Origin of the sequence: Pseudomonas sp. LAMO17WK12:I1 (assembly GCF_900177315.1) — a bacterium.
GTDB classification, from domain to species: Bacteria; Pseudomonadota; Gammaproteobacteria; order Pseudomonadales; family Pseudomonadaceae; genus Aquipseudomonas; species Aquipseudomonas marginalis.
In genome coordinates this window covers 134,155-161,053 of sequence record NZ_FWZV01000007.1, presented here as the reverse complement: position 1 = coordinate 161,053, position 26,899 = coordinate 134,155, and the positions used below count along the sequence as shown (strand labels likewise).

The following is a 26,899-nucleotide window of genomic DNA, read 5'->3' as shown; positions in this document are numbered from 1 at the left end:
CTTTCTGGTATAAAGCAGCGCTCTTTTCTAGGGGCCCGGTTCCTTCGCTTGTAGGTGTAGCCGGTAAGACCCTAAAGAAACGTGGCGCCTGGCGCCAAATGACTGAGAGATTAAGCGGCCAACCCATGCCGGGTTGGGCATGTGGTTTTAGAGGGCTGAGGCATGTCGAGAGTCTGTCAAGTTACCGGTAAGGGTCCGGTGACTGGGAATAACATTTCCCACGCAAATAACAAAACCCGTCGTCGTTTCCTGCCGAACCTGCAGCATCACCGCTTCTGGGTTGAAGAAGAGAAACGTTTTGTTCGCCTGCGTGTATCTGCCAAAGGCATGCGTATTATCGACAAGCGTGGCATCACTGTCGTGCTGGCCGAAATCCGCGCCGCTGGCAAGATCTAAGGAGCTCTATCATGCGTGAATTGATTCGAATGATCTCTAGCGCCGGTACTGGTCACTTCTACACTACCGACAAGAACAAGCGTACTACCCCGGACAAGCTCGAAAAGAAAATGTTCGACCCGCGCGTTCGCAAGCACGTGATCTACAAAGAAGGCAAAATCAAGTAATTGATTTTCCTCCTTGTGAAAAAGCCCGTATCTCACGATACGGGCTTTTTTTTGCCTGGCGTTTGTTGATCAGGCCTTCTGCTCGAACACCACATAGATCTTGCGGCACGGCTCCAGCACTTCCCAGGTGCCGCTGAAGCCGGCGGGGATCACGAAGCGGTCGCCGGCACGCAAGGTCTTCGCATTGCCCTCGGCGTCGCGCAATACAGAGACGCCCTGCACGATCTCGCAATACTCATGCTCGCTGTAGTTGACCTGCCACTGCCCGACCTCTCCTTCCCAGACCCCGGCGTTCATCTGGCCGCACGGGCTGTTGTAATGGTTGTACACCGTTTGTTCGGGATCGCCCTTGAGGATTTTTTCCGCGGCAGGGCGGTAGCGGTCTGGGGCGGTGTTGGCCTGGCTGAAATCGACGATGTCCTGGATGCTCATGTGCGTGTCCCGTCTGGCCTGCGGTTGGAGAGCCCAAAGTCTATGTTTATTAAAATGAACATCGCAAGGGCGTTTACCGCGGTTATGTCAAATATATTGAAACATCCCTGGCCGCTGGTTTAGGGTGGCAGCTGCCTTTGAGCCGAACAGCTGGCTGGCGGGCAAGCATTCTTTGAGGCTGCCGGGGGACATCGCCTGGCCCTTGTATTCAATAAGAGGAGGACACTCGCATGACCACCCTGACCCGTGCCGACTGGGAACAACGCGCCAAGGATCTGAAGATCGAAGGCCGCGCCTACATCAATGGCGAATACACCGCCGCTGTTTCCGGTGACACCTTCGAATGCATCAGCCCGGTCGATGGTCGCCTGCTGACCAGTGTTGCCAGTTGTGACGCCGCCGACGCCCAGCGCGCCGTAGAAAACGCCCGCGCCACCTTCAATTCCGGTGTCTGGTCGCGCCTGGCGCCGGCCAAACGCAAAGCCACCATGATCCGTTTCGCCGCGCTGCTCAAGGCCAATGCCGAAGAACTGGCGCTGCTCGAAACCCTGGACATGGGCAAGCCGATCAGTGACTCCCTGAACATTGACGTACCCGGCGCGGCAAATGCCCTGAGCTGGAGCGGCGAGGCAATCGACAAGATCTACGACGAAGTCGCAGCCACCCCGCACGATCAGTTGGGTCTGGTGACCCGCGAGCCGGTCGGCGTGGTGGGTGCCATCGTGCCGTGGAACTTCCCGCTGATGATGGCCTGCTGGAAACTCGGCCCGGCGCTGTCCACCGGTAACTCGGTGATCCTCAAACCGTCCGAAAAATCCCCGCTCACCGCCATCCGCATCGCGGCCCTGGCCGTTGAAGCCGGTATTCCGAAAGGCGTGTTCAACGTGCTGCCGGGCTACGGCCACACCGTCGGCAATGCGCTGGCGCTGCACATGGACGTCGACACACTGGTGTTCACCGGTTCGACCAAGATCGCCAAGCAACTGTTGATTCGCTCCGGTGAGTCGAACATGAAGCGCGTCTGGCTGGAGGCCGGCGGCAAGAGCCCGAACATCGTTTTTGCCGATGCTCCGAACCTGCAAGCCGCCGCCGAATCCGCTGCCAGCGCCATCGCCTTCAACCAGGGTGAAGTCTGCACTGCCGGTTCGCGCCTGCTGGTGGAACGTTCGATCAAGGACACCTTCCTGCCGCTGGTGATAGAGGCCCTCAAGGGCTGGAAACCCGGCAACCCGCTGGACCCGGCGACCAACGTCGGTGCCCTGGTGGACACCCAGCAGATGAACACCGTGCTGTCGTACATCGAAGCCGGCCACACTGACGGCGCCAAGTTGGTGGCGGGTGGCAAGCGCATCCTGGAAGAGACGGGCGGCACCTACGTCGAGCCGACGATTTTCGACGGTGTAACCAACGCCATGAGAATCGCCCAGGAAGAAATCTTCGGCCCAGTGCTGTCGGTGATCACCTTTGACGGCGCCGAGGAAGCGATCAAGATCGCCAACGACACCCAATACGGCCTCGCCGCTGCGGTGTGGACGTCGGACATTTCCAAGGCGCACCTCACCGCCAAGGCCCTGCGTGCCGGCAGCGTGTGGGTCAACCAATACGACGGCGGCGACATGACCGCACCGTTTGGCGGCTTCAAGCAGTCGGGTAATGGTCGCGACAAGTCGCTGCATGCGTTCGACAAGTACACCGAGCTGAAGGCGACCTGGATCAAGCTCTAAGCAACACCGCAGGCAAATGTGGGAGGGGGCTTGCCCCCGATAGCAGTGTGTCAGGCACTAACAGTGCTCACTGATCCACCGCAATCGGGAGCAAGCCCCCTCCCACACTGTTTTGTGTGAACCCATGATTATCCACAGGAGCGTGGCAATGCGTTGGGCGACCTATTTCGCCGTCCTGGCCTCGGTACTCAGTGTCGGCCTGGCCCTGGGCGTCAGCATGCCGCTGGTCTCCCTGCGCCTGGAGGGCTGGGGCTACGGCAGTTTCGCGATTGGCGTAATGGCCGCCATGCCGGCCTTTGGCGTATTGCTCGGCGCCAAGGTCTCCAGCCGTCTGGCCGCCTGGCTCGGCACCGCGAATCTCATGCGTCTGTGCCTGTGGGCTGGCGCGGTGTCCATCGGTTTGCTGGCCATTCTGCCCAGCTACCCGATATGGCTGGTGTTGCGCCTGATGATCGGGGTGATCCTGACCATCGTGTTTATCCTCGGTGAAAGCTGGATCAACCAGTTGGTGGTGGAGCAGTGGCGTGGCCGGCTGGTGGCGCTGTATGGCTGCAGTTATGCCTTGAGCCAGCTCTCGGGCCCGTTGCTGCTGGGCCTGATCGGTACCGACCATGACTATGGTTTCTGGGTCGGCGTTGGCCTGCTGGTGGTGGCTCCGTTGGCATTGCTGGGTCGCTCTGGTGCGCCCAGTGCCGAATCGTTCAGCGTGACCTTCGCGGACCTGTGGCGCTTCTGCCTGAGCCTGCCGGCGATTGCCTGGGCGGTGGCGCTGTTCGCCGCGTTTGAGGCGATGATCCTGACGCTGCTGCCGGTGTATTGCCTGCAACAGGGCTTCACTGCCGAAATTGCCCTGGCGATGGTCAGCACGGTGGTGGTCGGTGACGCGCTGCTGCAACTGCCCATCGGTGCGCTGGCGGATTACCTGCCACGACGCACGCTGTTTTTGAGTTGCGCACTGCTGTTGCTGGCATCGAGCCTGGCGGTTCCGTTGCTGATGCACACGCTGCTGATCTGGCCAATATGGGTGCTGTTCGGCGCCAGTGCCGGCGGGTTGTTCACGTTGTCGCTGATTCTGATCGGCGAGCGTTATCGTGACGATGCGCTGGTGCGTGCCAATGCCCACATCGCGCAGTTGTGGGGCATCGGTTGCCTGATCGGCCCGCTGGTGGCCGGCGCCGGCAGCCAATGGATCAGCGGGCACGCGCTGCCGTGGCTGATGGCGGCCGGGGCCTTGGGTTTGGTGGTGCTGTTGCTGCGCCAAGGCGCGTTTGGTGCTGCTCAGCCCGCTTGATCCTCGCTGTTCCTAGAGCATGCGCTCCAGGCCGACCGAGGTGGCGAACCAGGCATTGAACCGTCGCCACCAACTGCCCGGCTCACGGGTCAGGGTGTGCAGTTGGCCGTTGTCCTCGGTCACCCATACCACGTTGCCGTCCTGCAGTTTCGCCTCGTAGCTCAGGGCCGGCGCCATGCCTTGCAGGGCGAGATTGCGTACGTGTTCCGCCAGCTCGGGACTGTCCACCAGCACGCCGACCTCGGTGTTCCACAGCACGGAGCGCGGGTCGAAATTGAAGGAGCCGACAAACGATTTTTGCCGATCAAAGATCATCGCCTTGCTGTGCAGGCTCGAGTCCGAGCCGCGGAACGTGCCTCGACGAAACAGGTGCGGGCCGCTGCCGCCGTCACCCGGTTGGCGGCGCAGCTCGTAGAGTTTTACCCCATGCTCCAGCAGCGCCTTGCGGTACGGTGCGTAGCCGCCATGTACGGCAGGCACGTCGGTGGCTTCGAGGGAGTTGGTCAACAAGCTCACCGATACGCCCGCGTCGGCGCGCCCCGTCAGGTACACCAGGCCGGGCTGTCCCGGCACGAAGTACGCCGAGATCATCATCAGTTCATGGTTGACGCCTTCCAGTTCCGGGGCCAGTTGCGTGGTCAGCAGCAGGTGCGGGTCCGGGTCGGCCTTGGACAGCACCTTGCTGGGTGCGTCCCACAACGCCTGGTTCCAGGCCCAGATCAGTTCGCGGCGCCAGATGTCCATGCGCGGCTGGGTCTGGTAGGTGCGCAGGCGCGCGTACAGCGCGTGCTTCTGCTGGCGCGATTCGGCCAGCGACGCCTCCAGGCCCAGGCGCGCGGCGGCCAGGTCACCTTTGGAAGGCGTATTGGAGACAAAATCATCAATGGGTTTGCTCAGGGCGCTGTTCCAGTACTGATCGAAACTGTGCCCGAGTTGCTCGGCCACCGGCCCGACGCTGAGCATGTCGATGTCGGTGAAGTTCAGGTTGGGCTCGGCGTCGAAATACTCATCCCCCAGGTTGCGCCCACCGACGATGGCCACGCTGTTGTCCGCCAGCCACAGCTTGTTGTGCATGCGCCGGTGTTGCAGCGACAGGTTGAACAGGCGGCCCATGGCGCGCGTCACACCGGTGCTGCGCCCCAGGTGCAGGGGGTTGAACAGGCGAATCTCGATCTTGGGGTGGGCGGCGAGGGTGGCGATGATCTGGTCGAGGCCGTCGCTGGTGGTGTCATCCAGCAGGATGCGCACGCGCACGCCACGGTCGGCGGCCTTGAGCAGTTCATCCACCAGCATGCGCGTGCTGATGCCGTCGTGGACGATGTAGTACTGCAGGTCAAGGCTGGTCTGGGCATTGCGGATCAGCTCGGCGCGGGCCATGAAGGCTTCGCTGCTGTTGGGCAGCAGGCGAAAACCTGAACGGCCCTGGTAAGGCGCGGCCTGGGCCTGGATCGAGCGGCCGAACGACGACTGGGCGGCCGGCAGGGCGTCGCTGGGTATGCGCGGGGTACTCACCGTGGCGCAGCCGCTCAGGGCCAGGGCTCCCAGCAGGAAAAACGGTAAAAGCCGTCGAATCATCAAGGGAGTCGTGTCCAGGTCAGGGCGGTTGTCGACATATGACGGCGATTTCTCGCGAAAGGTCAGTCCACCGTTTCGGCCAGCATCTTCATCGCGGCAGCGCCGACTTTGCGCACGGCCTCTTCAATCTGGGCGGTGGGCTTGGCAGCGTAGTTCATGCGCAGGCAGTTACGGTACTTGCCCGACGCGGAAAAGATGCTTCCCACAGCCACCTGTACGCCTTGTTCCACCAGCGCGCGGTTGAGCTTGAGGGTGTCGAAACCTTCCGGCAGCTCTACCCACAGCATGAAACTGCCTTGGGGGCGGCTGGCGCGGGTGCCGGCCGGGAAGTAGCGGCTGACCCAGTCGAGCATCAGGTCGCGATTACGCTGGTATTGCGTGCGCATTCGTCGCAAATGCGGTTCGAAATGCCCCCCTTTGAGAAACTCGGCAATTGCAATCTGCGGCTGGGTGGCGGTGGAGCCGGTGCTGATGTACTTCATGTGCAGTACCCGCTCCAGGTTCCGGCCCGGAGCCACCCAGCCAATGCGCAGGCCTGGCGCCAGGGTCTTGGAGAACGAACTGCACAGCAGCACACGACCGTCTTCGTCGAAGGATTTGATGGTACGCGGGCGTGGGTAGCTGTAGGCCAGTTCGCCATACACATCGTCTTCGATGATCGCCACGTCAAAGCGCTGGGCCAGGGTCAGCAATGCGCGTTTGCGCGCTTCCGGCATGATGTAGCCCAGGGGGTTATTGCAGTTGGGGGTCAGCTGGATGACCTTGATCGGCCACTGTTCCAGCGCCAGTTCCAGGGCTTCGAGGCTGATGCCGGTGATCGGGTCGGTGGGGATTTCCAGGGCTTTCATGCCCAAACCCTTGAGGGTCTGCATGGCCCCGTGGAAACTGGGCGAGTCCACCGCAACGATATCGCCTGGTTCGCAGATGGCGTGGATGCTGGCGGACAGCGCCTCATGGCAGCCGGTGGTAATCACGATGTCCTCGGCCGTCAGTTGGCAGCCGGAATCCAATGACAGCCGGGCGATTTGCTCGCGCAGTTCCATACAGCCGAGGATATTGTCGTAATACAGCCCCGGCAGATCCTGGCGCCGGCTGACACGCGCCAGGCTGCGCAGAAGGGGCTTGAGGGTGGGTGACAATACATCCGGCATGCCGCGACCCATCTGTATGACGTCTTTGCGCGGGACTGCGCGAATCAATTCCAGTACCTGGTCCCACTGCGATATTTCCACCGGGCGCTGGGCCGGGCGGCCGACCTCCGGCAGCGCCGGCAACTCCCGACCTACCGGTACAAAGTAGCCGGACTTGGGCTTGGGCATCGCCAGGCCATTGTCTTCCAGCAGTCGATACGCCTGCTGCACGGTGCTCAGGCTGACCCCGTGCTCCACGCTCAAGGCACGTACGGACGGCAGTCGATCGCCAGGGCGATAGAACCCCTGTTCGATGCGTGTGCCCAGCAATTCGGCGAGGTTGACGTAAAGCGTCATGGCGGTCGCTCCCAGGGGACCAGTACAGATAGGGGGAAAATACAGGATTCAGCCGCGTACAGGCAGTGTCTGTATGGATTTAATAAAGGTTGGTTGAATCTGTAATGGTTTTGCCTGCTCGCCCATTCTAGTCACTCATGGCAACAGGCAAATGAGGGGCAGCAAAATGAACGGCATGAGTGATGTGCGGCTGACGTTACACAGTCAGGAATTGCAGGCTGGACAAGAGCGGGCGATATCGCCGCGCGAGATCAGCCGCTGGAGCCTGTTCTGGCACCGCCGCCATACGCGCAAGGCCTTGCTGCACTTGACTCGCGAGCAATTGCGCGATGTTGGATTGACCTCGGAGCAAGCCCGCCAGGAAGGCCTGAAACCCTTCTGGCGCGATTGATCAGACCAGCTCTTTGAGGCGGTGCCAGAGCATTCCCAAGGCCAGCAGCGGCGAGCGCAGGTGCTTGCCGCCGGGGAAGGTGATATGCGGCACCTGGGCGAACAGGTCGAAACGTCCCTGCTGCTGGCCACTGATGGCTTCGGCCAGCAGCTTGCCCGCCAGGTGCGTGGCGTTGAGGCCGTGGCCTGCGTAGGCCTGGGCGTAATACACGTTGGGCTGGTCCGCCAGGCGGCCGATCTGCGGCAGGCGGTTGGCGCCGATGCCGATCATGCCGCCCCATTGGTAATCGATCTTCACGTCGGCCAGCTGTGGGAACACCTGCAGCATCTTTGGCCGCATGTAGGCGCCGATGTCCTTGGGGTCGCGTCCGGAGTAGTGGCAGGCGCCGCCGAATAACAGGCGACGGTCGGCGGACAGCCGGAAGTAATCCACCGTCACGCGCTGGTCACACACGGCCATGTTCTGCGGTAGCAGGTTGGCGGCTTGGGCCTGGCTCAACGGTTCGGTGGCGATGATGTAGCTGCCGGCGGGCAGCACCTTGCCGCTCAACTGCGGATTCAGTCCATTGAGGTAGGCATTGCAAGCCAGGACCAGGGTCTTGGCGCGCACAGTGCCGTGGGCGGTGTGCACCTTGACCTCGGGGCCGTAGTCGATGCGCGTAACTTGCGACTGTTCGAACAACTGCACACCCCATTGCTGCGCGGCGGCGGCTTCGCCGAGAGCCAGGTTCAATGGATGCAGGTGGCCGGACCCCATGTCGATCATGCCGCCCACATAGCGGTCGGAGCCGATGACGCTGCCCATGTCGCTCGCCTGCAGCAGGCGCACTTCGTGGCGATAGCCCAGGCTGCGCAGTTCTTCGGCGTCTTCGGCAAGGCCTTGCAGGTCGCGAGGCTTGTTGGCCAGGTCGCAGTAGCCCCAGGTCAGGTCGCAGGGGATCTGGTAGCGTTCGACACGTTCACGCACGATCTCCACGGCTTCCAGGCCCATCCGCTTCATCTGGCGCACGCCATCGGTGCCGATCACGTTGGTGAACTGCTCCAGGCCATGACCGACGCCGCGAATCAACTGGCCGCCATTGCGCCCGCTGGCACCCCAGGCGATCTTGCGCGCCTCCAGCAGCACCACGCTGAAGCCGCGCTCAGCCAGCTCCAGGGCCGTGTTGAGCCCGGAGAAGCCGCCGCCGATCACGCACACATCGGTGCTCACTTCGCCCGTCAGCGCCGGGTAATCGGGTTGCGGTACGCTGCTGGCGGCGTAGTAGGAAGCGGTGTGCCGGGCGCTGGCAGTCATGGGGAGCATCCCTGTTTGGAAAATTTGACGCAGGATACAGCGGTCGGACGAAGCTGTCTGCGCAGGGCGTTTTGCTTCAGAATCCACCTCTATTCGCCGTTCGGTACCTGTTTCGATGAGTTGCAACAGTCAGAAAATCAGCGCGCTGCGCCGTCAGATTCCTTCGTTCGAGTGCGTCCCCGGCTGCCACGACTGCTGTGGGCCGGTCACCACTTCGCCCGAGGAAATGTCGCGCCTGCCACGCAAGACCGCTGCCGAGCAGGACGCCGCGATGGACGAGCTGAACTGTGTGCACCTGGGCCCCAACGGCTGCACCGTGTATGACGAGCGGCCGCTGATCTGTCGGCTGTTCGGCACCACGAAGACCTTGCCATGCCCCAATGGGCGGGGGCCCGTAGAGCTGATTCATCCACGGGTGGAAAAGCAGATCCATGAATACATGGCGAGCACCCGGCAGGTGCTGGTTTAATCGGGAATAGGCAGGTTGAGGCTCTCCTTGACCTCTTCCATCACGATATAGCTCTTCGATTCCCGCACATGGGGCAACTTGAGCAGGATGTCGCCGAGCAATTTGCGGTACGAGGCCATCTCGGAAATCCGCGCTTTCACCAGATAGTCGAAGTCCCCCGAGACCAGGTGGCATTCCAGCACATGGGGCAGTTTCAGCACGGCGCGGCGGAACTCCTCAAAGGTGTCGCCGGATTTGTAATCGAGGCTGATCTCGACAAATACCAGCAAACTTCCCTTCAAATGCTGGGGATTGAGCCGCGCGTTGTAACCCATGATGATCCCCTCGCGCTCCAGCCGCCGCACCCGCTCTGTACACGGCGTGGTGGACAGCCCGACCTTTTCCCCCAGCTCGGTGAACGAAATTCGCCCGTCGGTTTGCAGGATGCGCAGGATGTTGCGGTCGATCTTGTCCAGCTCCCGCTTGGTCTGGGTGTTGGTACGCATAGGGGATACGCCTCTGTCAAAAGGGTTTTTGCCGAGAATTGTCGCCAAATATAGGCATTTATATAGTGAAATGCACTGGCGATTGCTTTTTATACTGCGCCCATCATTGCTCGAATAACACACGTCAGCGGCCAAGCCCGCGATGAGGGTATAAAAATGCGCGTTCTGGTCTTGGGTAGCGGTGTCATTGGGGTGACCAGTGCCTACTATTTGGCGCGGGCCGGCTTTGAAGTGGTTGTGGTCGACCGTCAGCCCGCTGCTGCCATGGAAACCAGTTTCGCCAACGCCGGCCAGGTGTCCCCAGGCTACGCTTCGCCATGGGCCGCGCCGGGCGTGCCCCTCAAGGCCATCAAGTGGTTGCTGCAACGCCACGCGCCGTTGGCGATCAAGGCCACGGCGGATATTGACCAATACCTGTGGATGGCGCAGATGCTGCGCAACTGCACCGCCAGCCGTTATGCGGTGAACAAGGAGCGCATGGTGCGCCTGTCCGAGTACAGCCGTGACTGCCTTGATGAGCTGCGTGCTGAAACCGGCATCGCCTACGAAGGCCGCAGCCTCGGGACTACCCAGTTGTTCCGTACCCAGGCCCAGTTGGATGGCGCCGCCAAGGACATCGCCGTGTTGAAAGAGTCCGGCGTGCCGTTCGAACTGCTCGACCGCGCCGGTATCGCCCGTGTTGAGCCGGCCCTGGCCAGCGTCACCGATATCCTCGCCGGTGCCCTGCGCCTGCCCAACGACCAGACCGGCGACTGCCAGATGTTCACTACCCGCCTGGCCGACATGTGCAAGCAGTTGGGTGTGGATTTTCGCTTCGAACAGGACATCCAGCGCCTCGACTACGCCGGCGACCGCATCAACGGCGTATGGATCGACGGCAAGCTGGAGACCGCCGACCGCTACGTGCTGGCCCTCGGCAGCTACTCGCCGAAGCTGCTCAAGCCGCTGGGGATCAAGGCGCCGGTGTACCCGCTCAAGGGCTACTCGCTGACGGTGCCGATTACCAACTCGGCGATGGCGCCGACGTCGACCATTCTCGACGAGACCTACAAGGTCGCCATCACCCGTTTCGACAACCGCATCCGCGTCGGCGGCATGGCTGAAATAGCCGGTTTTGACCTGTCGCTTAACCCGCGTCGGCGTGAAACCCTGGAGATGATCGTCAACGACCTTTATCCTCAAGGCGGCGATCTGGCCGAAGCCACGTTCTGGACCGGCCTGCGCCCGACCACACCCGACGGCACGCCGATTGTCGGTGCCACGCCGTTCAAGAACCTGTTCCTCAACACCGGCCATGGCACCCTCGGTTGGACCATGGCGTGCGGCTCCGGTCGCCTGTTGGCCGACCTGATGGCGAAGAAAACGCCGCAGATCAGCGCCGAAGGTCTCGATATTTCCCGTTATGGCAACCACCAGGAGTCCGCAAAACATGTCAATCCAGCGCCAGCTCACCAATGAGCGCATGAGCCAGGTCGTCGTTCACAGCGGTACCGTGTATCTGGCCGGGCAAGTCGGTGACGACATGAGCGCCGGGATTGAACAGCAGACCCGTGAAACCCTGGCCAATATCGAGCGTTTGCTGGACTTGGCCGGCACCGACAAAACCAAGCTGTTGTCGGTGACGATCTACCTGAAAGACATCGACGCCGATTTCGCCGGCATGAACGCGGTGTGGGACAAGTGGCTGCCCAAAGGCGTCGCCCCGGCCCGCGCCACGGTTGAGGCCAAGCTGTGCGAACCGGAAATCCTGGTAGAGCTGTCCGTTGTGGCCGCGCTGCCTTAAACAACGATCCCTCTCCCGGTGCTGACGCTGTTGGTCGGCGCCGGTTTTTCTTCACTTTGCCGCCTAGAAGCCTGCCGCCATGCGTCCTGCCCGTGCCCTGATCGACCTCCAAGCCCTGCGCCACAACTACCAATTGGCCCGTGAAGTCACGGGGGCCAAGGCCCTCGCCGTAGTCAAGGCCGACGCCTACGGCCATGGTGCCGTACGCGTTGCCCAGGCGCTGGAAGCCGAGGCCGACGGGTTTGCCGTGGCGTGCATCGAGGAGGCGCTGGAGCTGCGCGCCGCGGGTATTCGCGCGCCAGTGCTGCTGCTCGAAGGTTTTTTCGAAGCCGACGAGTTGCCGCTGATCGTCGAGCATGATTTCTGGTGCGTGGTGCATTCGCTGTGGCAACTGGAGGCCATCGAACAGGCCCGGTTGAGCGCGCCGCTGACCATCTGGCTCAAGCTCGATTCGGGGATGCACCGCGTTGGCCTGCACCCCAAGGATTACCACGAGGCTTACCAGCGCCTGCTGGCCAGCGGCAAAGTCGCAAAGATTGTGTTGATGAGCCATTTTGCCCGCGCCGATGAACTCGATTGCGTCAGCAGCAACGAGCAAGTGGCGGTATTCGATGCGGCGCGCCAGGGCCTGGTGGCTGAGGTCAGCCTGCGCAACTCGCCGTCGGTGCTGGGTTGGCCGAGCGTATCCAGCGACTGGGTACGCCCGGGCATCATGCTGTATGGCGCCACACCGTTTGGTGAGGACCAGGCCTTGGCCGCGCGTTTGCAGCCGGTGATGACCCTGGAATCGAAAGTGATCTGTGTGCGTGAACTGCCAGCCGGCGAGCCGGTGGGCTACGGCGCCCGGTTCATCACGCCCAAACCGATGCGTATCGGCGTGGTTGCCATGGGCTATGCCGACGGCTACCCGCGCCATGCGCCCACCGGCACGCCGGTGCTGGTGGCGGGGCAGCGCAGCCAATTGCTGGGTCGCGTGTCCATGGACATGCTGTGCATCGACCTGACAGACGTCCCGGATGCGGGTCTTGGTTCTACGGTGGAGTTGTGGGGCAAAAATATCCTCGCCAGTGACGTCGCCGCCGCCGCCGAGACCATCCCGTACCAGATATTCTGCAACCTGCGTCGTGTGCCAAGGCTCTATTCCGGCGCTTGACCGTCAGGAACGAACACAGCGCCCTGGGATTTAGGCCCAAGTGTTGTAAATACTGAACGCTGTCGCCATGATAACGCTCAATTACAACAACGCCTGAATCCTAGGAGGCTCCCGCATTGGACGTCGGCGAACGACTGCAATCCATCCGTAAGCTGAAGGGTCTTTCCCAGCGTGAGCTCGCCAAGCGCGCGGGTGTCACCAACAGCACCATTTCGATGATCGAAAAAAACAGCGTCAGCCCCTCGATCAGTTCCTTGCGCAAGGTGCTGGGCGGCATCCCCATGTCCATGGTCGAGTTCTTTTCCGAGGAGATCCTCCAGGAAATACCGACGCAGATCGTCTATAAAGCCAATGAGCTGATCGACATCTCTGATGGCGCCGTCACCATGAAGCTGGTGGGCCGTGCGCACCCGAGCCGGGCAATTGCGTTCCTCAATGAAATCTACCCGCCTGGCGCCGATACAGGCGAAGAAATGCTCACCCACGAGGGCGAGGAAACCGGGATTCTGGTGGAAGGCCGTTTGGAGTTGGTGGTCGGTCTTGAAACTTTTGTGCTCGAAGCCGGCGATAGCTACTACTTTGAAAGCACCAAGCCCCATCGTTTCCGTAATCCGTTCGATGTGCCGGCGCGACTAATCAGCGCAGCCACACCCGCGAACTTTTAACAAAAGAGGCGTCCTGCCAGCGTTGCAGAGGCTCCCGCAGCTGTATTCCGCGAGGTCTAATCTCCCTTTGTTTAATAGGGTTGTTTCGGCCGGACGGGCTAACCGTTATACTTTCGCCGCCTGCGAAACCGTGGCCGCAGGCGTGAATAGCCACCATTGAGGGTGAACGCGTGAATCTAATTATGAAAATGCTGGCTGCACCAGCAACCGTACTGGCCCTATGGGCTGTCAGCGCTCAAGCTGCGACCAACGATGACATTGCCAAGCGCCTGGAGCCGGTTGGCCAGGTGTGCGTCCAGGGCCAGGAGTGCAAGGGCATGGAAGTGGCGGTAGCTGCGGGCGGGGGCGCTGCGAAGACGCCCGACGACATCATCGCCAAGCACTGCAACGCATGCCACGGTACCGGGCTGCTGGGCGCGCCGAAAATCGGCGACACCGCCGCCTGGAAAGAACGCGCCGACCACCAGGGCGGCCTTGATGGCATCCTGGCCAAGGCCATCACCGGTATCAACGCCATGCCGCCAAAAGGCACCTGTGCGGATTGCTCGGATGATGACCTGAAGGGCGCGATCAAGAAGATGTCCGGTCTGTAACCGTCGATCTTCGTCAAAAATGCCGCTTACGAGCGGCTTTTTTGTGGGTGTGATGTGTGTTTCGAGGCTGTTCTTTGCAGCAAAGACCCGCCATTCTCTGTCCAACCCCTAATCATGGAATGTTCAGGAGGGTCGGATGGTGCAGTTGTGTTCAATCGAGCAAGCAGTTGACGATGTACTCGCGCGGCTACCGGCGCATATCCACATGGGCATGCCCCTGGGGCTGGGCAAGCCCAACCTGTTTGCCAATGCACTGTACCGGCGTATCGCCAAGCTGCCGGAGCGGGCGCTGACGATCTACACCGCGCTGAGCCTGGGCCGCCCCACCTTGGGCGATGGGTTGCAGAAGCGTTTCCTCGAACCCTTTATCGAGCGGGTGTTTGGTGATTACCCAGAGTTGGAGTTTCTCGCCGCGCTGCACTCAGACAGCCTGCCGAAGAATATCCATGTGCAGCAGTTCTTCATGCAGCCCGGTAGTCTGCTCCACAGCACGTCGGCCCAGCAGGACTACGTCAGCAGCAACTACAGCCACGCCGCCCGCGACATCAACGCCGCCGGCCTGAACCTGGTGGCGCAGTTGGTCGCGAGCAGCGCCGAACACCCGGATCGCCTGAGCCTGAGCTGCAACCCCGACATCACCCTCGACCTGCTGCCGATGATCGCCAAGCGCCGTGAAGCGGGCGAAACCGTCTTGATTGTTGGCCAGGTTCACACCGAGTTGCCCTACATGCCGGGCGACTCGGAGTTGGGCATGGACGCGTTCGACTACCTGATCGATGCAAAGGACAGCACCACACTGTTCTCCACACCGAACATGCCGGTGGGGTTCCAGGACCATTTCATCGGCTTGCATGCCAGCACCCTGGTGCGCGACGGCGGCACCTTGCAGATCGGCATCGGTTCCATGGGGGATGCGCTGACCGCCGCGTTGCTGGCGCGCCAAGCGGACAACGAAGCCTATCGACTGCTGCTGACGGACATCGATGTATACCAGTGGGCCCCGCTGATCAGCCGTGAAGGCGGTGTCGAGCCCTTCGCCCGTGGCCTCTACGGTTGCAGCGAAATGTTCGTCAACGGCCTGCTGGTGCTGGCGGATGCGGGGATTATCCGGCGCAAGGTCTACCCGGATGTGGCCACCCAGGAACAAGCCAACGCCGGTTTGCTGGATGATGCGGCACAACCCGATGGCGTTTCGATCCATGGCGGGTTCTTCCTCGGGCCGCGCAGTTTTTACCAGCGTTTGCAGGAGATGACCCACGCCAAGCGCCTGGAATTCAACATGACCCGCATCAGTTACATCAACGAGCTGTACGGCCAGGAAGAACTCAAGCGCCTGCAGCGCCAGAATGCACGGTTTATCAACAGCGCGATCACGGTGACGTTGCTGGGCGCAGGCGTGGCCGACCAGTTGGAGGATGGTCGCGTGCTCAGCGGCGTAGGCGGGCAATACAACTTTGTGGCTCAGGGGCATGCGCTGGAGGGCGCGCGCTCAATCCTGATCCTGCGCAGTTGGCGTGAGTCGGCGGGTGAGGTCAGTTCCAATATCGTCTGGGAGTATGGGCATTGCACCATTCCCCGCCACCTGAGGGACATCGTCATCACGGAATACGGTATTGCCGACCTGCGTGGGCAGACGGATGCCAAGGTGATCGAGGCGTTGCTCAACATCACCGACTCACGCTTCCAGGCCGACTTGATCGAGCAGGCGCAAAAGGCCGGCAAGTTGCCCAAGGATTTCCAGCTGGATCCGCGCTTTGGCGACAACACGCCGGAGCGGCTCCAAGGTATCCAGGCGCGGCATCGGCGTTTGTTCCCGGAATATCCGCTGGGCAGCGACTTCACTGACGAAGAGCGGGATCTGTTGCGCGCCTTGAACTGGCTCAAGAGCAAATTCAAGCTGACGGAGATTCTGGAGCTGGGCAAGGCAGCGCTGGATGCACCGGAGCCCCAGGCGTTTCCCGAGCATCTGAAGCGGATGGGGTTGGATTCGCCGGAGGGGTTGAAGGAGGATCTCTATCAGCGCCTATTGCTCGCTGGCTTACAAGCAACCGCACACTAAAATCAACACAGGTCAACATGTGGGAGGGGGCAAACCCCCTCCCACATGTTTAACCGCGTGCAGGCAACGATTACTCGATGAAGGTGACGACGCCACCTTCAAGCGACTTCACCCGCGCCAGCGACTCAACCCGATAGCCCTGCGCATCCAACTCCGCACGGCCACCCTGGAACGACTTCTCGATCACAATCCCCAAGCCGGCAACGGTCGCACCGGCCTGCTTGATGATCGAAATCAGCGCCTGGGATGCCTTGCCGTTGGCCAGGAAGTCATCGATCACCAGTACGCGGTCGCTGCTGGTCAGGTGGCGCGGCGAGATCGCCACGGTGCTTTCGACTTTCTTGGTGAAGGAATACACCGTCGCCGACAGCAGGTTTTCGGTCAGGGTCAGGGACTGCTGCTTGCGGGCGAAAATTACCGGCACGCCCAGGTTCAGGCCCGTCATGATCGCCGGTGCGATGCCCGACGCTTCAATGGTGACGATCTTGGTGATGCCCGAATCCTTGAACAGCGCGGCGAATTCGTCGCCGATCAGTTTCATCAGGGCCGGGTCGATCTGGTGATTCAGAAAGGCGTCGACCTTGAGTACCTGATCGGAAAGCACGATGCCTTCTTCGCGAATTTTCTTGTGCAGTGCTTCCACGGAAAGCTTCCTCTAATGGCGGGTTGTGCGCCGAAAGTAGATTAAAAAGTAGTCGATTCTAGCGCTTTAACATCGCGCGTATATCCGCCAGGGCGGTGTTGCCGCGAACGGCCTTCACCTCGGTCGGGGTGTCGTCATTGCCTTCCCAGGCCAGGTCATCCGGCGGCAGCTCGTCCAGGAAACGGCTGGGGGCACAATCGATGATTTCGCCGTATTGCTTGCGCTTGGCGGCAAAGGTGAAGGCCAGTGTCTGACGTGCGCGGGTAATGCCCACGTAGGCCAGGCGCCGTTCTTCCTCAATGGTGTCGGCCTCGATGCTGGAGCGGTGCGGGAGGATTTCCTCTTCCATGCCCATGATGAACACGTAGGGAAATTCCAGGCCCTTGGACGCATGCAAGGTCATCATCTGTACACCTTCGGCGCCGTCTTCCTCTTCCTGCTGGCGCTCGAGCATGTCGCGCAGCACCAGCTTGCCGATGGCGTCTTCGACGGTCATTTCGCCGTCTTCGTCTTTTTCCAGGGTGTTCTTCAACGCTTCGATCAGGAACCAGACGTTACCCATGCGGTAATCCGCGGCCTTGTCGCTGGAACTGTTGGTGCGCAGCCAGTTTTCATAGTCGATGTCCATGACCATGCTGCGCAGGGCGCTGATCGGGTCTTCGCCGGCGCACTGTTCACGTACCTTGTCCATGAAGCGCTTGAAGCGTGACAGGCGATCGGTGAAACGCGTATCCAGGTGTTCGCCCAGGCCGATTTCGTCGGTGGCGGCGTACATCGAGATCTTGCGTTCGGTGGCGTAGTTGCCGAGCTTTTCCAGGGTGGTGGAACCAATCTCGCGGCGCGGCACGTTGATCACGCGCAGGAAGGCGTTGTCGTCGTCCGGGTTCACGATCAGGCGGAAGTAGGCCATCAGGTCCTTCACTTCCTGGCGTCCGAAAAAGCTGTTGCCACCTGACAGCCGATACGGGACCTGGTGGTGCTGCAATTTCAGCTCGATCAGCTTGGCCTGGTAGTTGCCGCGATACAGGATCGCGAAGTCGCTGTAGGGGCGGTCGGTGCGCAGGTGCAGGCTGAGGATTTCCACCGCCACGCGCTCGGCTTCGGCGTCTTCGTTGCGGCAGCGGATCACGCGGATCTCATCGCCGTGGCCCATCTCACTCCACAGTTGTTTTTCAAACTCGTGGGGGTTGTTTGAGATCAGCACGTTGGCGCAACGCAGGATGCGGCTGGTGGAGCGGTAGTTCTGCTCCAGCATCACCACTTTCAGGGACGGGTAGTCGTCCTTGAGCAGCATCAGGTTTTCCGGGCGGGCGCCGCGCCAGGCGTAGATCGACTGGTCGTCGTCGCCCACCACGGTGAACTGGTTGCGCGTACCGATCAGCAACTTCACCAGCAGGTATTGGCTGGCGTTGGTGTCCTGGTATTCGTCCACCAGCAGGTAACGCACCTTGTTCTGCCACTTTTCGAGGATGTCGGCGTGTTCCTGGAACAGCTTTACCGGCAGCAGGATCAGGTCGTCGAAGTCCACCGCGTTGAACGCCTTGAGCGTGCGCTGGTAGTGGGTGTAGACAATGGCAGCGGTCTGTTCCTTGGGGTTGCGCGCGTTTTCCAGGGCTTCTGGCGGCAGGATCAGGTCGTTTTTCCAGGCGCCGATCATGTTCTTGATCTCGTCGACGCCGTCGTCGCCCGCGTATTCCTTCTGCATGATGTCGGTCATCAGGGCCTTGACGTCGGTCTCGTCGAAGATCGAGAAGCCCGGCTTGTAGCCCAGCCGCACATGCTCCTTGCGGATGATGTTCAGGCCCAGGTTGTGGAAGGTACATACCGTGAGGCCACGGCCTTCGCCACCCTTGAGCAGGGTGCCGACACGCTCCTTCATTTCCCGCGCGGCCTTGTTGGTAAAAGTCATGGCGACGATGTACTGGGCGCGGATGCCACAGTTCTGGATCAGGTGCGCGATCTTGCGGGTGATCACGCTGGTCTTGCCGGAACCTGCACCGGCGAGCACCAATAGAGGGCCGCCGACGTAGTTCACGGCTTCTTGCTGCCGGGGATTGAGTCGGGACATACGGAATTCAGGGAGTCGTTGTTCAAAAGGGCGGGCATTTTAACAGGCTGGCAAGATTCTGCTGCCCTGGATCGACGGTGTGACGTACCACTCGATCTAAATTTGCCGGTTTTGCTACTTTGCCGCAGGATGTCGGGGTTTTTAGACAATTGCTTACAGCCTGCGTATTTGATAACCCCTATCATTGGTGATTATCAGGCCGCACGTCATAATGCCCGCCGCCAACGAATTTTTGCAGAGTCTAGGGAGCTAGCTTGTCTACGCCTGTCGAACCCTTGCGTTTGCTGCTGCTGGCCGATACGCCTGAGTGGGCAGCGTTGTTGCGCGAGTGCCTGGCGCCGATGGGCGATGGGGCTGTGCTGATCAGCGCGCCAAACTGGGACTCGGTGAGTCGTCTGTTCGATGACGACGACAGCGCAGTGCTGTTGACCATGCCCAGCCTGCAACCCGGCCCTGGCCGTTGCAGCTTGCCGTGCGTGTTGTTGTTGGAACAGGAGCCGTTGGTTTCGCCACTGGGCGTCAGTGACTGGCTGATCCGCAATGCGCTGGACGCCGACACGTTGCGTCGTTGCCTGCGCCATGTGCGGGAGCGGGGGGTGCTGGAAAACACCCTGCAACGCCTGGCCGAGCAGGACCCGCTCACCGGCATCGCCAACCGCCAGGGCTTCCAGACCCTGCTGGCCGCACGGTTGGCCGAGAACGAAGGTCGCGGCCTGGCCCTCGGTCACCTGGACCTCGATAATTTCCGCCATGCCAACGATGCCCTCGGCCACCAGGCCGGCGACCGCCTGATCCTGCAAGTGGTCTCGCGGCTCAAGAGCCAGCTGGAAGCCGGCGATCAACTGGCGCGCCTGGGCAGCGACGAATTCGCCCTGCTGATCGATACGCGCCGCGCGCCCCAGCGTGCGGAGTGGATGGCCGAGCGCATCACCGAAGCCATGGCCGAGCCGTATTGGGTGGATGGCGAAAGCCTGCTGATCGGCTGCAGCCTGGGCGTGGCCCATGCCCGCGCCCGTGCCGGCGCCGACCCGCTGATGTGGCATGCCCATATCGCCATGCAGCAAGCCAAGAGCACCCAGGGCTGTACCTTTCATATCTTCAACGAACGTATCAACCGCAACGCGCGCAGCCTGGCCGACCTGGAAAGCGAGCTGCGCCGTGCCTTGCGCCGTGATGAGCTGGAGCTGCACTACCAGCCGCGCCTCGACCTCGACGACGGGCATATCGTCGGCCTGGAAGCCCTGGTGCGCTGGCGCCACGGCGAGCGCGGCCTGTTGCCGCCGAGTGAATTCGTGCCCCTGGCCGAACAGAGCGGCCTGATTGTACCGTTGGGTTACTGGGTGATTTCCCGAGCCCTGCGTGACATGCAAGACCTGCGTGAACGCGGCCTGCCGCCGCTGCACATGGCGGTCAACCTGTCGTTTCGCCAGTTCCAGGACAGCCAGTTGCTTTCTACACTGAGCCGGCTGATCAGCGAGCGCGGCGTGGAAGCGCAATGGTTGGAGTTCGAACTGACCGAAACCGCGGTGATGCGCCGCAGTGACCTGGTCAAGCAGACCATGGACGCCCTTGGTCGCCTGGGTGTGCGGTTTTCCCTGGATGACTTCGGCACCGGTTTTTCTTCGTTCGTGCACCTCAACAGCCTGCCGATTGCGTTGTTGAAAATCGATAAGAGCTTTGTCGGCGGCATGGAAGAGCGTGAGGAAAACCGCAAGCTGGTGCACGCCATGATCAATCTGGCGCACAACCTCAATCTGGAAGTGGTGGCCGAAGGTGTGGAAACCCCCGAGCAACTGGCGCTGTTGCGGCTGTTCGGCTGCGACCAGGCCCAGGGTTACCTGATCAGCAAGCCGCTGCCGTTGCCGGAGCTGGTGGAATACCTGACCTTCGGCGACGGCAAGCACACCCGAGTGAGCGAGGGGCTCTAGTCGGCCTGTACCGCCTGAAAGCCGATGTCGGCTTCGGGCGCCGGGCCTTCCCGGCGAATCATCCGCTTCATCTTCGCTTCAAACGCCCAGGTCAGGCTTATCGCGGCGCAGGCCAGTCCCAGTGCCAGGCCCCACCACACGCCGGTTGGCCCCCAGCCCAACGTGAAGGCCATCAGCCAGGCCGAGGGTGCGCCAATCAACCAGTAGCAGCCCGCACCGATCAGGAACGTGGTCTTGGCGTCCTTGAGCCCGCGAATGCAACCCATGGCGATGGTCTGCACGCCGTCGAACAGCTCGAACCACGCGGCGACGGCCAGCAGGCTCACGGCCAGGACGATCACGTCGTGGAACGCCGGGTTGTCGTGGTCGATCAGCAGTCCTATGAGCGGCTCGGAAAACAGCCACAGCACCGCCGCGAATCCCAGCATTATCGCCGCGCCAAAGCCTATGCCGACACGCCCGGCCATGCGTGCCTGCAGCAACTGCCCGGCGCCATAATGCTGGCCGATGCGCATGGTCACCGCGTAGGACATCCCCGCCGGCACCATAAAGGCCACCGATACGATTTGCAGGGCGATCTGGTGCGCTGCCAACTGCGTGCTGCCCATGGTGCCCATGCACAGGGCTGCAAAGGCAAACAGCCCGACCTCCACCGCATAGGTGCCGCCGATCGGCAGGCCCAGGCGCCACAACTCGCGCAGATATTGGGTGTTGAGGCGCAGCAGCCCGGTACTCAGCGGGTAGGCGGCGTAGGCCCGGTTGCTGCGGATGTACCACATCAACGCCAGCGCCATGCTGTTGGCGACAATCGCCGTGACCAGGCCGATGCCCATCAAGCCGAGCTTGGGCAAGCCGAACATGCCTTCGATCAGCGCGTGGTTGAGCAGGTAGTTGACCACCGTGCCACCGACGCTGATCACCATCACCGGAGTGGCTTTGCCGATGGCGCTGGTAAAACCGCGCAGGGCCATGAAGCTCAGGTAGCCGGGCAGGGCAAACGGCAGCATGGTCAGAAATTGCCCGGCCGAGTGCACGTTGGTTTCGGTCTGGCCGAACATCAGCAGCACCGGCTTGAGGTTCCACAGCAGCAGGGCCGCCGCCAGGGCCATCAGCCAGGCCAGCCACAGCCCGGCCTGGGTCAGGCGGGTGGCGCCTTCGATATCGCCCGCGCCGTGGCGGATCGCAACCAAGGTGCCCACGGCGGCAATCACGCCGATGCAGAAAATCGCGACGAACGAATAGCTTGCGGCACCCAGGCCGCCACCGGCCAGGGCTTCGGGGCTCAGGCGCGCCATCATCAGGGTGTCGGTCAACACCATCAGCATGTGCGCCAACTGTGAGGCAATCAACGGCCCTGACAGCCGCAGAATGGCCCAGAGTTCGGTACGTGCCGGATGCTGCATGATCATCACGCTCAAAAAGTCAGAGGGTTGGGGAAGGGTTGATTCTCGGCGCTCTCAGCCCATTGCACAAAGGGATAAATGCGATCGTTTGCATGATTAAAACTCATGCTTGATTGATTCTGGTAGGGTTTCAGTATTGCGCTGTCGGAGCTTTCCTCATGTCTCGTCGTCTTCCTCCTCTTTATGCCTTGCGCGCGTTTGAAGCGGCCTCCCGACACAGTTCTTTCACCCGCGCGGCCGAGGAGTTGTCGATCACCCAAAGTGCGGTGAGCCGACATATCCGCACGCTTGAAGAGCATTTCGCCTGCCGGCTGTTCCAGCGCAATGGCCGCACCTTGCAGCTCACTGAAGCGGCGCGTCTATTGTTGCCCGGTGTGCGCGAAGGGTTCGCGGCGCTGGAGCGCGCCTGCCATACCTTGAATGCCGAAGATGACATCCTGCGCATGAAGGCCCCCTCCACATTGACCATGCGCTGGCTGCTGGCGCGACTCAGCCGCTTCCGGGCGCTGCAGCCGGGCAATGAGGTGCAACTGACCAGCGCCTGGATGAGCGTGGACGAGGTGGACTTCAATCAGGAGCCTTTCGACTGTGCGGTGCTGCTGAGCGATGGGCGTTTTCCAGTGGATTGGGAGGCCAGTTACCTGTTTCCGGAGCTGTTGATTCCTGTCGGTGCGCCGAACCTGCTGGAGGATGGGCCTTGGGACGCCGCGCGCCTGGCCACCGCCGAATTGCTGCACCCCACGCCCGACCGGCGCGACTGGCGCAATTGGCTGGCGCGCATGCAGCTGTCGTCCCAGGTGTCGCTCAAGGGCGGGCAGGTGTTCGACACCCTGGAGCTGGGCATGATCGCCGCTGCGCGGGGCTATGGCGTGTCCATGGGCGATTTGCTGATGGTGGCCGAGGACGTCGCCCAAGGACGATTGAGCCTGCCGTGGCCGACGGCGGTGGCCAGTGGGGAAAATTACTACCTGGTCTGGCCAAAAACCCGCCCTGGCGGCGAGCGCTTGCGACGGCTGGCGGAATTTCTGCAAGGCGAGGTGCAGGCGATGGTGTTGCCTGCGGTCGAACGCCTCGACTGAATGCTTGGCGGCGTTGGTTCGCAACCGTTTGCGTGATACCCCTGTGAAGCGCTCAAGTATTGCTGCGGCCAGCCGAAGTAGGTGTGTTGGAACTATCGTGCACCAACGTTTCCCATCAGATAATTTGCCGAGCAGCGCTATGAGATCAGGATGATCCTGGCCTCGGCCAGGAGCTGTCATGTCTCAACCTCGCGCCCGGATTGCCTCCCAGTTAGGCCTCGCGTTAGCCGTGATTCTGGCTGTCGTTATCAGCGGCAGTACGGTGTTTGCCTTGCGTTCCCTTGACTCCGCCAACCTCGACACCCGCGAGGAGCACCTGGCCAGCGAGGCGCGCCTGCTCGCCGACCAACTCAATACCTTCCACGGCACCTTGCGCGAGAGCACCCAGCGTTTGAGCGGGCTGTTTGAAAAACGTTTCGGTGCCGGGTTGAGCGTGCATGTGGACCAACCCGTGAGCGTGGCCGGTGTTCAGACGCCCAGCCTGTACCTGGGCAACGAGGTGTTGAACAACAACTTTGATGAGGTGGACGAGTTCAAGCAAATGTCTGGCGGCGTGGCCACCGTATTTGTGCGCAGTGGCGACGACTTCATCCGTATCAGCACGTCCCTGACCAAGCAGGATGGCAACCGCGCCATCGGCACCGTCCTCGACCGTCAGGGCCCGGCCTACCAGCGCGTTGTGGGTGGGCAGACCTACATCGGCAGGGCGGTGTTGTTCGATCGTTCCTACATGACCCAGTACAGCCCGGTGCGTGACAGCGGCGGTAAGGTTATCGCCGTGCTGTTCATCGGTTTTGACTACACCGATGCGCAGAATGCCCAATTCGAAAACCTCAAGCGCTTCCGAATTGGCCAGACCGGCTCCCTTGCACTGCTGGATGAGCAAAAGCACTGGCTGGTGGCACCCGCCGGCGTGCAGGCGTTGGATCAATCGGTGCCGGTGATGCTGGACCTGGCCAAGACCCCCGGCAAAGGCCGCTTCTGGAGCGACAAGAACGAAGACTTCTATAGCGTTTCGGTACCGTTCGAAGGCGGCCCGTGGGCCGTGGTCGCGAGCATGCCGAAAGCTGAAATCCGCGCGGTAACCTGGGCCGTGGGGATCCGCCTGGTGATCGGCAGTGTGTTGGCGATGTTGCTGGCAGTAGGCGCCACGGTCTGGCTGCTGCGCAGCAAGTTGCAGCCCCTGAGTGACCTGGTGAGTCAAGCCGAGGCCCTGGGTGCGGGCGATCTGAGCGCACGCTTGAGCGTGTCCAGCCATGATGAAATCGGCCAACTGGCACGCAGCTTTAACCAGATGGGCGAAGCGCTGTCGACCATGGTCTCCCATATCCGTAACGCAGCCGAAGAGGTCAACAGCCGCGCCCAGGCCTTGTCCGGTTTGTCCGGCGGTGCCTATGAGGGCATGGAGCAGCAGTCCGGCGAGATCACCAGCATGGCCGGCGCGGTAGAGGAGTTCAGCGCGACGTCGTTGAATATCGCCGACAACATGGGCAATACCGAACGCCTGGCCCAGGAAAACGCCCAGCAGACCCGCATTGGCCGCACCTCGATGCAGGAAGCGTCGTCGTCCCTGGAACACATTGCCACCGCCCTGAACAGCACGGCCACGGTGATCAACACCCTCGGCCAGCGCTCCCAGGAAATCGGCGGGATCGTCGGCGTGATCACCTCGATTGCCGAACAGACCAACTTGCTGGCGCTCAACGCCGCCATTGAAGCCGCCCGTGCAGGGGAGCAGGGCCGTGGGTTTGCCGTGGTGGCCGACGAAGTACGTAACCTGGCGTCGCGTACCCGTGAGGCCACCGATGAAATTTCCGGCATGATCCAGAGCATCCAGAAGGAAACCGGCAACGCCATCAGCACCATGGAGCAAGGCAACGCGCTGATGCAGGAAGGCCTGTCGCGCAACGCCGACGTGGCCTCGGCCCTGGCGCGTATCGACGAGCAAAGCCGCTCGGCCGGTCAGCAGTTCGCGGCCATCACCACGGCCACCCAGGAGCAGAGCAGCACCGCGACCCTGCTCAGCAGCAACCTGCAGAGCATCGCGCTGGCCAACAGTGAGCAACGCGAAGTGGTGTCCAACCTGGCGATTACCGCCAAGGAACTGGAGACGTTGGCGGCGAGCCTGCGCCATGAGGTGGATCGCTTTCGCTGAGCCACTGCTGTACACAATGTAGGAGGCCTGTCGCTCCCACATTTGGCTTTGCGCCAAGCTTAAGTGATCGCCGCCGGGCGGTATTGCAGGGCCTCTTTCAGGTGGTCGCGGGTGATGGTCTCTACCTGGTCCAGATCCGCCAGCGTGCGTGCCACCTTGAGCAGTCGATGGGCCGCGCGCAGCGATAGGGTCAGTCGTTCACAGGCCGTTTCCAGCCAGCTTTCATCCACCTTCGCGAGCTTGCAGTGCTCGCGCAGCCCCGGCAGATCAAGAAAGGCATTCGCACAGCCCTGGCGCTTTTGCTGATGCTCGCGAGCCTGGGCGACCCGCGCTGAGGCGTGGGCGGTATCCTCGCCCGCCTGTTGGATCGGGTTCAGTGCCGTCGTTTCCCTCGCCACGGTCAGGTGCAAGTCAATCCGGTCCAGCAGCGGCCCCGAGAGCTTGTTGCGATACCGCTGAATCTGTTCCGGCGTACAACGACAGCGCCCGCTGGGTTCGCCCATATAACCGCAAGGGCAGGGGTTCATCGCCGCGACCAGTTGGAAGCGCGCCGGGAAACTCACTCGGTCGCGAGCGCGGGAAATCACGATATGCCCCGACTCCAGCGGTTCACGCAGCACTTCCAACACCTTGCGATCAAATTCCGGCAGCTCATCCAGGAACAGCACCCCATGATGAGCCAGGGTGATTTCTCCCGGCTGTGGTTTCGAGCCGCCGCCCACCAGTGCCGGGCCGGATGCCGAGTGATGCGGTTGGCGAAACGGTCGATGGGGCCAATGGCTCAGCGGCGCCAGACTTACAACCGATTGAATCGCGGCAACCTCCAGCGCCTCCTGTTCGCTCAACGGCGGCAATAAACCTGGCAGGCGGCTGGCGAGCAGGGTCTTGCCGGTGCCGGGCGGCCCACTGAACAAAAGGTTATGCGCCCCCGCTGCCGCGATCAGCAACGCTCGCTTGGCCGCGAGCTGGCCCTGGACTTCACTCAGGTCCGGATAGGGCTTGTTCAAGTACAGCAGGCCATCGGACGTGTAAGGCTCGATCGGCACATGTCCATTCAGGTGCGCCACCACTTGCAGCAGGTGGTCCACCGCAATCACCTTCAACCCCGACGCCAGGCACGCCTCTTCGGCATTCGCCCGCGGCACTATCACGGTGCGCCCGGCCTTGCGCGCCGCCAGCGCGGCCGGCAACACGCCTTTTACCGCCCGCACCTCGCCGGACAGCGCCAACTCCCCCAGGCATTCCACGTCATCGAGCGTCAACGCCGGCACCTGCACACTGGCCGCCAGGATCCCCAGGGCAATCGCCAGGTCAAAACGCCCGCCGTCCTTGGGCAGGTCGGCGGGCGCGAGATTGAGGGTGATCCGGCGAGCGGGGTATTGCAGCGCAGAGTTGAGAATGGCACTGCGCACCCGGTCCTTGCTTTCCTTGACCGCGGTTTCGGGCAGGCCCACCAGCGTCAGGGACGGCAGACCATTGGCCATATGCACTTCAACGGTGACGGCAGGGGCTTCGACGCCGATCTGGGCGCGGCTGTGGACGATGGCGAGGGACATGCTCGTTCCTTGAAAGGGGAGGCCGCTTCCTGCGGTTTTTCAAGGGTAGACGAGGTAGGGAAGAGCGAGGCGGGGAGGTTTTACAGAACGTATCCAGAGCAAAA

24 protein-coding genes and 1 pseudogene are annotated in these 26,899 nt (G+C 61.8%); 16 read left to right on the top strand and 9 right to left on the bottom strand.

The window, feature by feature from the left end; translation table 11 throughout:
* Window positions 1-162: 162 nt before the first annotated feature.
* Both rpmB and rpmG read left to right on the top strand, forming a co-directional pair.
* Entirely contained in the window at window positions 163-396 is a 234-nt protein-coding gene (gene rpmB / locus B9N88_RS15195; protein WP_003176907.1) for a 50S ribosomal protein L28, read from the top strand.
* Window positions 397-407: 11 nt separating this feature from the next.
* Window positions 408-563, top strand: a complete 156-nt coding sequence (gene rpmG / locus B9N88_RS15190) for a 50S ribosomal protein L33 (RefSeq protein ID WP_003176906.1) — start codon at window positions 408-410, stop codon at window positions 561-563.
* Between the two features lie 69 nt (window positions 564-632).
* Here the strand turns inward: rpmG and B9N88_RS15185 are convergent, their stop codons facing one another.
* Window positions 633-995, bottom strand: coding sequence for a cupin domain-containing protein (locus B9N88_RS15185; protein ID WP_027608294.1), 363 nt, complete (start codon window positions 993-995; stop codon window positions 633-635).
* A 230-nt stretch (window positions 996-1,225) separates the two neighbouring features.
* Here B9N88_RS15185 and B9N88_RS15180 point away from each other — a divergent pair, with 230 nt between their 5' ends.
* Together B9N88_RS15180 and B9N88_RS15175 are read left to right on the top strand one after the other, a co-directional pair.
* On the top strand, window positions 1,226-2,719 hold the full coding sequence (locus B9N88_RS15180) for an aldehyde dehydrogenase (protein ID WP_027608295.1): 1,494 nt from the start codon (window positions 1,226-1,228) through the stop codon (window positions 2,717-2,719).
* 148 nt (window positions 2,720-2,867) lie between these two features.
* Window positions 2,868-4,010 carry an MFS transporter gene (locus B9N88_RS15175; RefSeq protein WP_027608296.1) on the top strand — a complete coding sequence of 381 codons (1,143 nt, stop codon included), beginning with the start codon at window positions 2,868-2,870 and terminating at the stop codon, window positions 4,008-4,010.
* Window positions 4,011-4,022: 12 nt separating this feature from the next.
* Here the strand turns inward: B9N88_RS15175 and B9N88_RS15170 are convergent, their stop codons facing one another.
* A complete protein-coding gene (locus B9N88_RS15170; protein WP_027608297.1) occupies window positions 4,023-5,585 on the bottom strand; it encodes a phospholipase D family protein in 1,563 nt (520 codons plus the stop codon).
* 62 nt (window positions 5,586-5,647) lie between these two features.
* Entirely contained in the window at window positions 5,648-7,072 is a 1,425-nt protein-coding gene (locus B9N88_RS15165) for an aminotransferase-like domain-containing protein (RefSeq protein ID WP_027608298.1), read from the bottom strand.
* A 166-nt stretch (window positions 7,073-7,238) separates the two neighbouring features.
* Here B9N88_RS15165 and B9N88_RS15160 point away from each other — a divergent pair, with 166 nt between their 5' ends.
* The gene (locus tag B9N88_RS15160; RefSeq protein ID WP_027608299.1) at window positions 7,239-7,463 is read left to right on the top strand and encodes a DUF1127 domain-containing protein; all 225 of its coding nucleotides are present in this window, start codon (window positions 7,239-7,241) and stop codon (window positions 7,461-7,463) included.
* Here the strand turns inward: B9N88_RS15160 and B9N88_RS15155 are convergent, their stop codons facing one another.
* On the bottom strand, window positions 7,464-8,756 hold the full coding sequence (locus tag B9N88_RS15155; RefSeq protein ID WP_027608300.1) for an NAD(P)/FAD-dependent oxidoreductase: 1,293 nt from the start codon (window positions 8,754-8,756) through the stop codon (window positions 7,464-7,466). It abuts the gene before it with no gap.
* Window positions 8,757-8,871: 115 nt separating this feature from the next.
* On the opposite strand from B9N88_RS15155, the gene B9N88_RS15150 reads away from it, so the two are divergent.
* A complete protein-coding gene (locus B9N88_RS15150; protein ID WP_003176897.1) occupies window positions 8,872-9,225 on the top strand; it encodes a YkgJ family cysteine cluster protein in 354 nt (117 codons plus the stop codon).
* Here B9N88_RS15150 and B9N88_RS15145 read toward each other — a convergent pair.
* Window positions 9,222-9,710, bottom strand: a complete 489-nt coding sequence (locus tag B9N88_RS15145; RefSeq protein ID WP_003176896.1) for an Lrp/AsnC ligand binding domain-containing protein — start codon at window positions 9,708-9,710, stop codon at window positions 9,222-9,224. The genes B9N88_RS15150 and B9N88_RS15145 overlap by 4 nt on opposite strands.
* Window positions 9,711-9,866: 156 nt before the next feature.
* On the opposite strand from B9N88_RS15145, the gene dadA reads away from it, so the two are divergent.
* The 6 genes from dadA to B9N88_RS15115 all read left to right on the top strand — a co-directional run bounded on the left by dadA (window position 9,867) and on the right by B9N88_RS15115 (window position 15,963).
* Window positions 9,867-11,168 (top strand): D-amino acid dehydrogenase, encoded by a 1,302-nt coding sequence (gene dadA, locus B9N88_RS15140; protein ID WP_027608301.1) that lies wholly within the window; start codon window positions 9,867-9,869, stop codon window positions 11,166-11,168.
* Entirely contained in the window at window positions 11,140-11,493 is a 354-nt protein-coding gene (locus B9N88_RS15135; protein WP_027608302.1) for a RidA family protein, read from the top strand. Before dadA ends, B9N88_RS15135 begins: the two co-directional genes overlap by 29 nt.
* Window positions 11,494-11,572: 79 nt before the next feature.
* Window positions 11,573-12,646, top strand: coding sequence for an alanine racemase (gene alr, locus B9N88_RS15130; protein WP_027608303.1), 1,074 nt, complete (start codon window positions 11,573-11,575; stop codon window positions 12,644-12,646).
* Between the two features lie 116 nt (window positions 12,647-12,762).
* On the top strand, window positions 12,763-13,311 hold the full coding sequence (locus tag B9N88_RS15125; protein WP_003176893.1) for a cupin domain-containing protein: 549 nt from the start codon (window positions 12,763-12,765) through the stop codon (window positions 13,309-13,311).
* Window positions 13,312-13,493: 182 nt separating this feature from the next.
* Entirely contained in the window at window positions 13,494-13,904 is a 411-nt protein-coding gene (locus B9N88_RS15120) for a c-type cytochrome (protein ID WP_043293857.1), read from the top strand.
* 136 nt (window positions 13,905-14,040) lie between these two features.
* Entirely contained in the window at window positions 14,041-15,963 is a 1,923-nt protein-coding gene (locus B9N88_RS15115) for an acetyl-CoA hydrolase/transferase C-terminal domain-containing protein (protein WP_027608305.1), read from the top strand.
* 70 nt (window positions 15,964-16,033) lie between these two features.
* Here the strand turns inward: B9N88_RS15115 and B9N88_RS15110 are convergent, their stop codons facing one another.
* Both B9N88_RS15110 and rep read right to left on the bottom strand, forming a co-directional pair.
* A complete protein-coding gene (locus B9N88_RS15110; protein WP_025856334.1) occupies window positions 16,034-16,606 on the bottom strand; it encodes a xanthine phosphoribosyltransferase in 573 nt (190 codons plus the stop codon).
* A gap of 58 nt (window positions 16,607-16,664) precedes the next feature.
* Window positions 16,665-18,674 carry a DNA helicase Rep gene (gene rep, locus B9N88_RS15105; RefSeq protein WP_027608306.1) on the bottom strand — a complete coding sequence of 670 codons (2,010 nt, stop codon included), beginning with the start codon at window positions 18,672-18,674 and terminating at the stop codon, window positions 16,665-16,667.
* A 254-nt stretch (window positions 18,675-18,928) separates the two neighbouring features.
* Here rep and B9N88_RS15100 point away from each other — a divergent pair, with 254 nt between their 5' ends.
* Complete coding sequence (locus B9N88_RS15100; protein WP_027608307.1) at window positions 18,929-20,602, top strand: putative bifunctional diguanylate cyclase/phosphodiesterase; 1,674 nt, start codon at window positions 18,929-18,931, stop codon at window positions 20,600-20,602.
* Here the strand turns inward: B9N88_RS15100 and B9N88_RS15095 are convergent.
* A complete protein-coding gene (locus B9N88_RS15095) occupies window positions 20,599-22,011 on the bottom strand; it encodes a NorM family multidrug efflux MATE transporter (RefSeq protein WP_027608308.1) in 1,413 nt (470 codons plus the stop codon). The genes B9N88_RS15100 and B9N88_RS15095 overlap by 4 nt on opposite strands.
* Window positions 22,012-22,163: 152 nt before the next feature.
* On the opposite strand from B9N88_RS15095, the gene B9N88_RS15090 reads away from it, so the two are divergent.
* The 3 genes and pseudogenes from B9N88_RS15090 (at window position 22,164) to B9N88_RS33290 (ending at window position 25,239) form a co-directional block, all read left to right on the top strand.
* Window positions 22,164-23,084: a LysR substrate-binding domain-containing protein gene (locus B9N88_RS15090; RefSeq protein WP_027608309.1), complete on the top strand. Its 921-nt coding sequence runs from the start codon at window positions 22,164-22,166 to the stop codon at window positions 23,082-23,084.
* Between the two features lie 178 nt (window positions 23,085-23,262).
* Window positions 23,263-24,336 (top strand): annotated as a pseudogene (locus B9N88_RS33295) (Cache 3/Cache 2 fusion domain-containing protein); the annotation flags it as partial.
* Between the two features lie 42 nt (window positions 24,337-24,378).
* Complete coding sequence (locus tag B9N88_RS33290) at window positions 24,379-25,239, top strand: methyl-accepting chemotaxis protein (RefSeq protein ID WP_371914493.1); 861 nt, start codon at window positions 24,379-24,381, stop codon at window positions 25,237-25,239.
* A 59-nt stretch (window positions 25,240-25,298) separates the two neighbouring features.
* Here the strand turns inward: B9N88_RS33290 and B9N88_RS15080 are convergent, their stop codons facing one another.
* On the bottom strand, window positions 25,299-26,795 hold the full coding sequence (locus tag B9N88_RS15080; RefSeq protein ID WP_027608311.1) for a YifB family Mg chelatase-like AAA ATPase: 1,497 nt from the start codon (window positions 26,793-26,795) through the stop codon (window positions 25,299-25,301).
* Between the last annotated feature and the right edge of the window lie 104 nt (window positions 26,796-26,899).

What these genes read in the sequence shown, in the direction of transcription:
- alr (WP_027608303.1), top strand. Translation starts at nt 11,573, where the DNA reads ATGCGTCCTGCCCGTGCCCTGATCGACCTCCAAGCCCTGCGCCACAAC.
- B9N88_RS15185 (WP_027608294.1), bottom strand. Translation starts at nt 995, where the DNA reads ATGAGCATCCAGGACATCGTCGATTTCAGCCAGGCCAACACCGCCCCA.
- rep (WP_027608306.1), bottom strand. Translation starts at nt 18,674, where the DNA reads ATGTCCCGACTCAATCCCCGGCAGCAAGAAGCCGTGAACTACGTCGGC.
- B9N88_RS15145 (WP_003176896.1), bottom strand. Translation starts at nt 9,710, where the DNA reads ATGCGTACCAACACCCAGACCAAGCGGGAGCTGGACAAGATCGACCGC.
- B9N88_RS33290 (WP_371914493.1), top strand. Translation starts at nt 24,379, where the DNA reads ATGGGCGAAGCGCTGTCGACCATGGTCTCCCATATCCGTAACGCAGCC.
- rpmB (WP_003176907.1), top strand. Translation starts at nt 163, where the DNA reads ATGTCGAGAGTCTGTCAAGTTACCGGTAAGGGTCCGGTGACTGGGAAT.
- B9N88_RS15120 (WP_043293857.1), top strand. Translation starts at nt 13,494, where the DNA reads ATGAAAATGCTGGCTGCACCAGCAACCGTACTGGCCCTATGGGCTGTC.
- B9N88_RS15180 (WP_027608295.1), top strand. Translation starts at nt 1,226, where the DNA reads ATGACCACCCTGACCCGTGCCGACTGGGAACAACGCGCCAAGGATCTG.
- B9N88_RS15155 (WP_027608300.1), bottom strand. Translation starts at nt 8,756, where the DNA reads ATGACTGCCAGCGCCCGGCACACCGCTTCCTACTACGCCGCCAGCAGC.
- B9N88_RS15095 (WP_027608308.1), bottom strand. Translation starts at nt 22,011, where the DNA reads ATGATCATGCAGCATCCGGCACGTACCGAACTCTGGGCCATTCTGCGG.
- B9N88_RS15175 (WP_027608296.1), top strand. Translation starts at nt 2,868, where the DNA reads ATGCGTTGGGCGACCTATTTCGCCGTCCTGGCCTCGGTACTCAGTGTC.
- B9N88_RS15165 (WP_027608298.1), bottom strand. Translation starts at nt 7,072, where the DNA reads ATGACGCTTTACGTCAACCTCGCCGAATTGCTGGGCACACGCATCGAA.
- B9N88_RS15150 (WP_003176897.1), top strand. Translation starts at nt 8,872, where the DNA reads ATGAGTTGCAACAGTCAGAAAATCAGCGCGCTGCGCCGTCAGATTCCT.
- B9N88_RS15170 (WP_027608297.1), bottom strand. Translation starts at nt 5,585, where the DNA reads ATGATTCGACGGCTTTTACCGTTTTTCCTGCTGGGAGCCCTGGCCCTG.
- B9N88_RS15135 (WP_027608302.1), top strand. Translation starts at nt 11,140, where the DNA reads ATGTCAATCCAGCGCCAGCTCACCAATGAGCGCATGAGCCAGGTCGTC.
- B9N88_RS15160 (WP_027608299.1), top strand. Translation starts at nt 7,239, where the DNA reads ATGAACGGCATGAGTGATGTGCGGCTGACGTTACACAGTCAGGAATTG.
- dadA (WP_027608301.1), top strand. Translation starts at nt 9,867, where the DNA reads ATGCGCGTTCTGGTCTTGGGTAGCGGTGTCATTGGGGTGACCAGTGCC.
- B9N88_RS15090 (WP_027608309.1), top strand. Translation starts at nt 22,164, where the DNA reads ATGTCTCGTCGTCTTCCTCCTCTTTATGCCTTGCGCGCGTTTGAAGCG.
- B9N88_RS15115 (WP_027608305.1), top strand. Translation starts at nt 14,041, where the DNA reads ATGGTGCAGTTGTGTTCAATCGAGCAAGCAGTTGACGATGTACTCGCG.
- B9N88_RS15080 (WP_027608311.1), bottom strand. Translation starts at nt 26,795, where the DNA reads ATGTCCCTCGCCATCGTCCACAGCCGCGCCCAGATCGGCGTCGAAGCC.
- rpmG (WP_003176906.1), top strand. Translation starts at nt 408, where the DNA reads ATGCGTGAATTGATTCGAATGATCTCTAGCGCCGGTACTGGTCACTTC.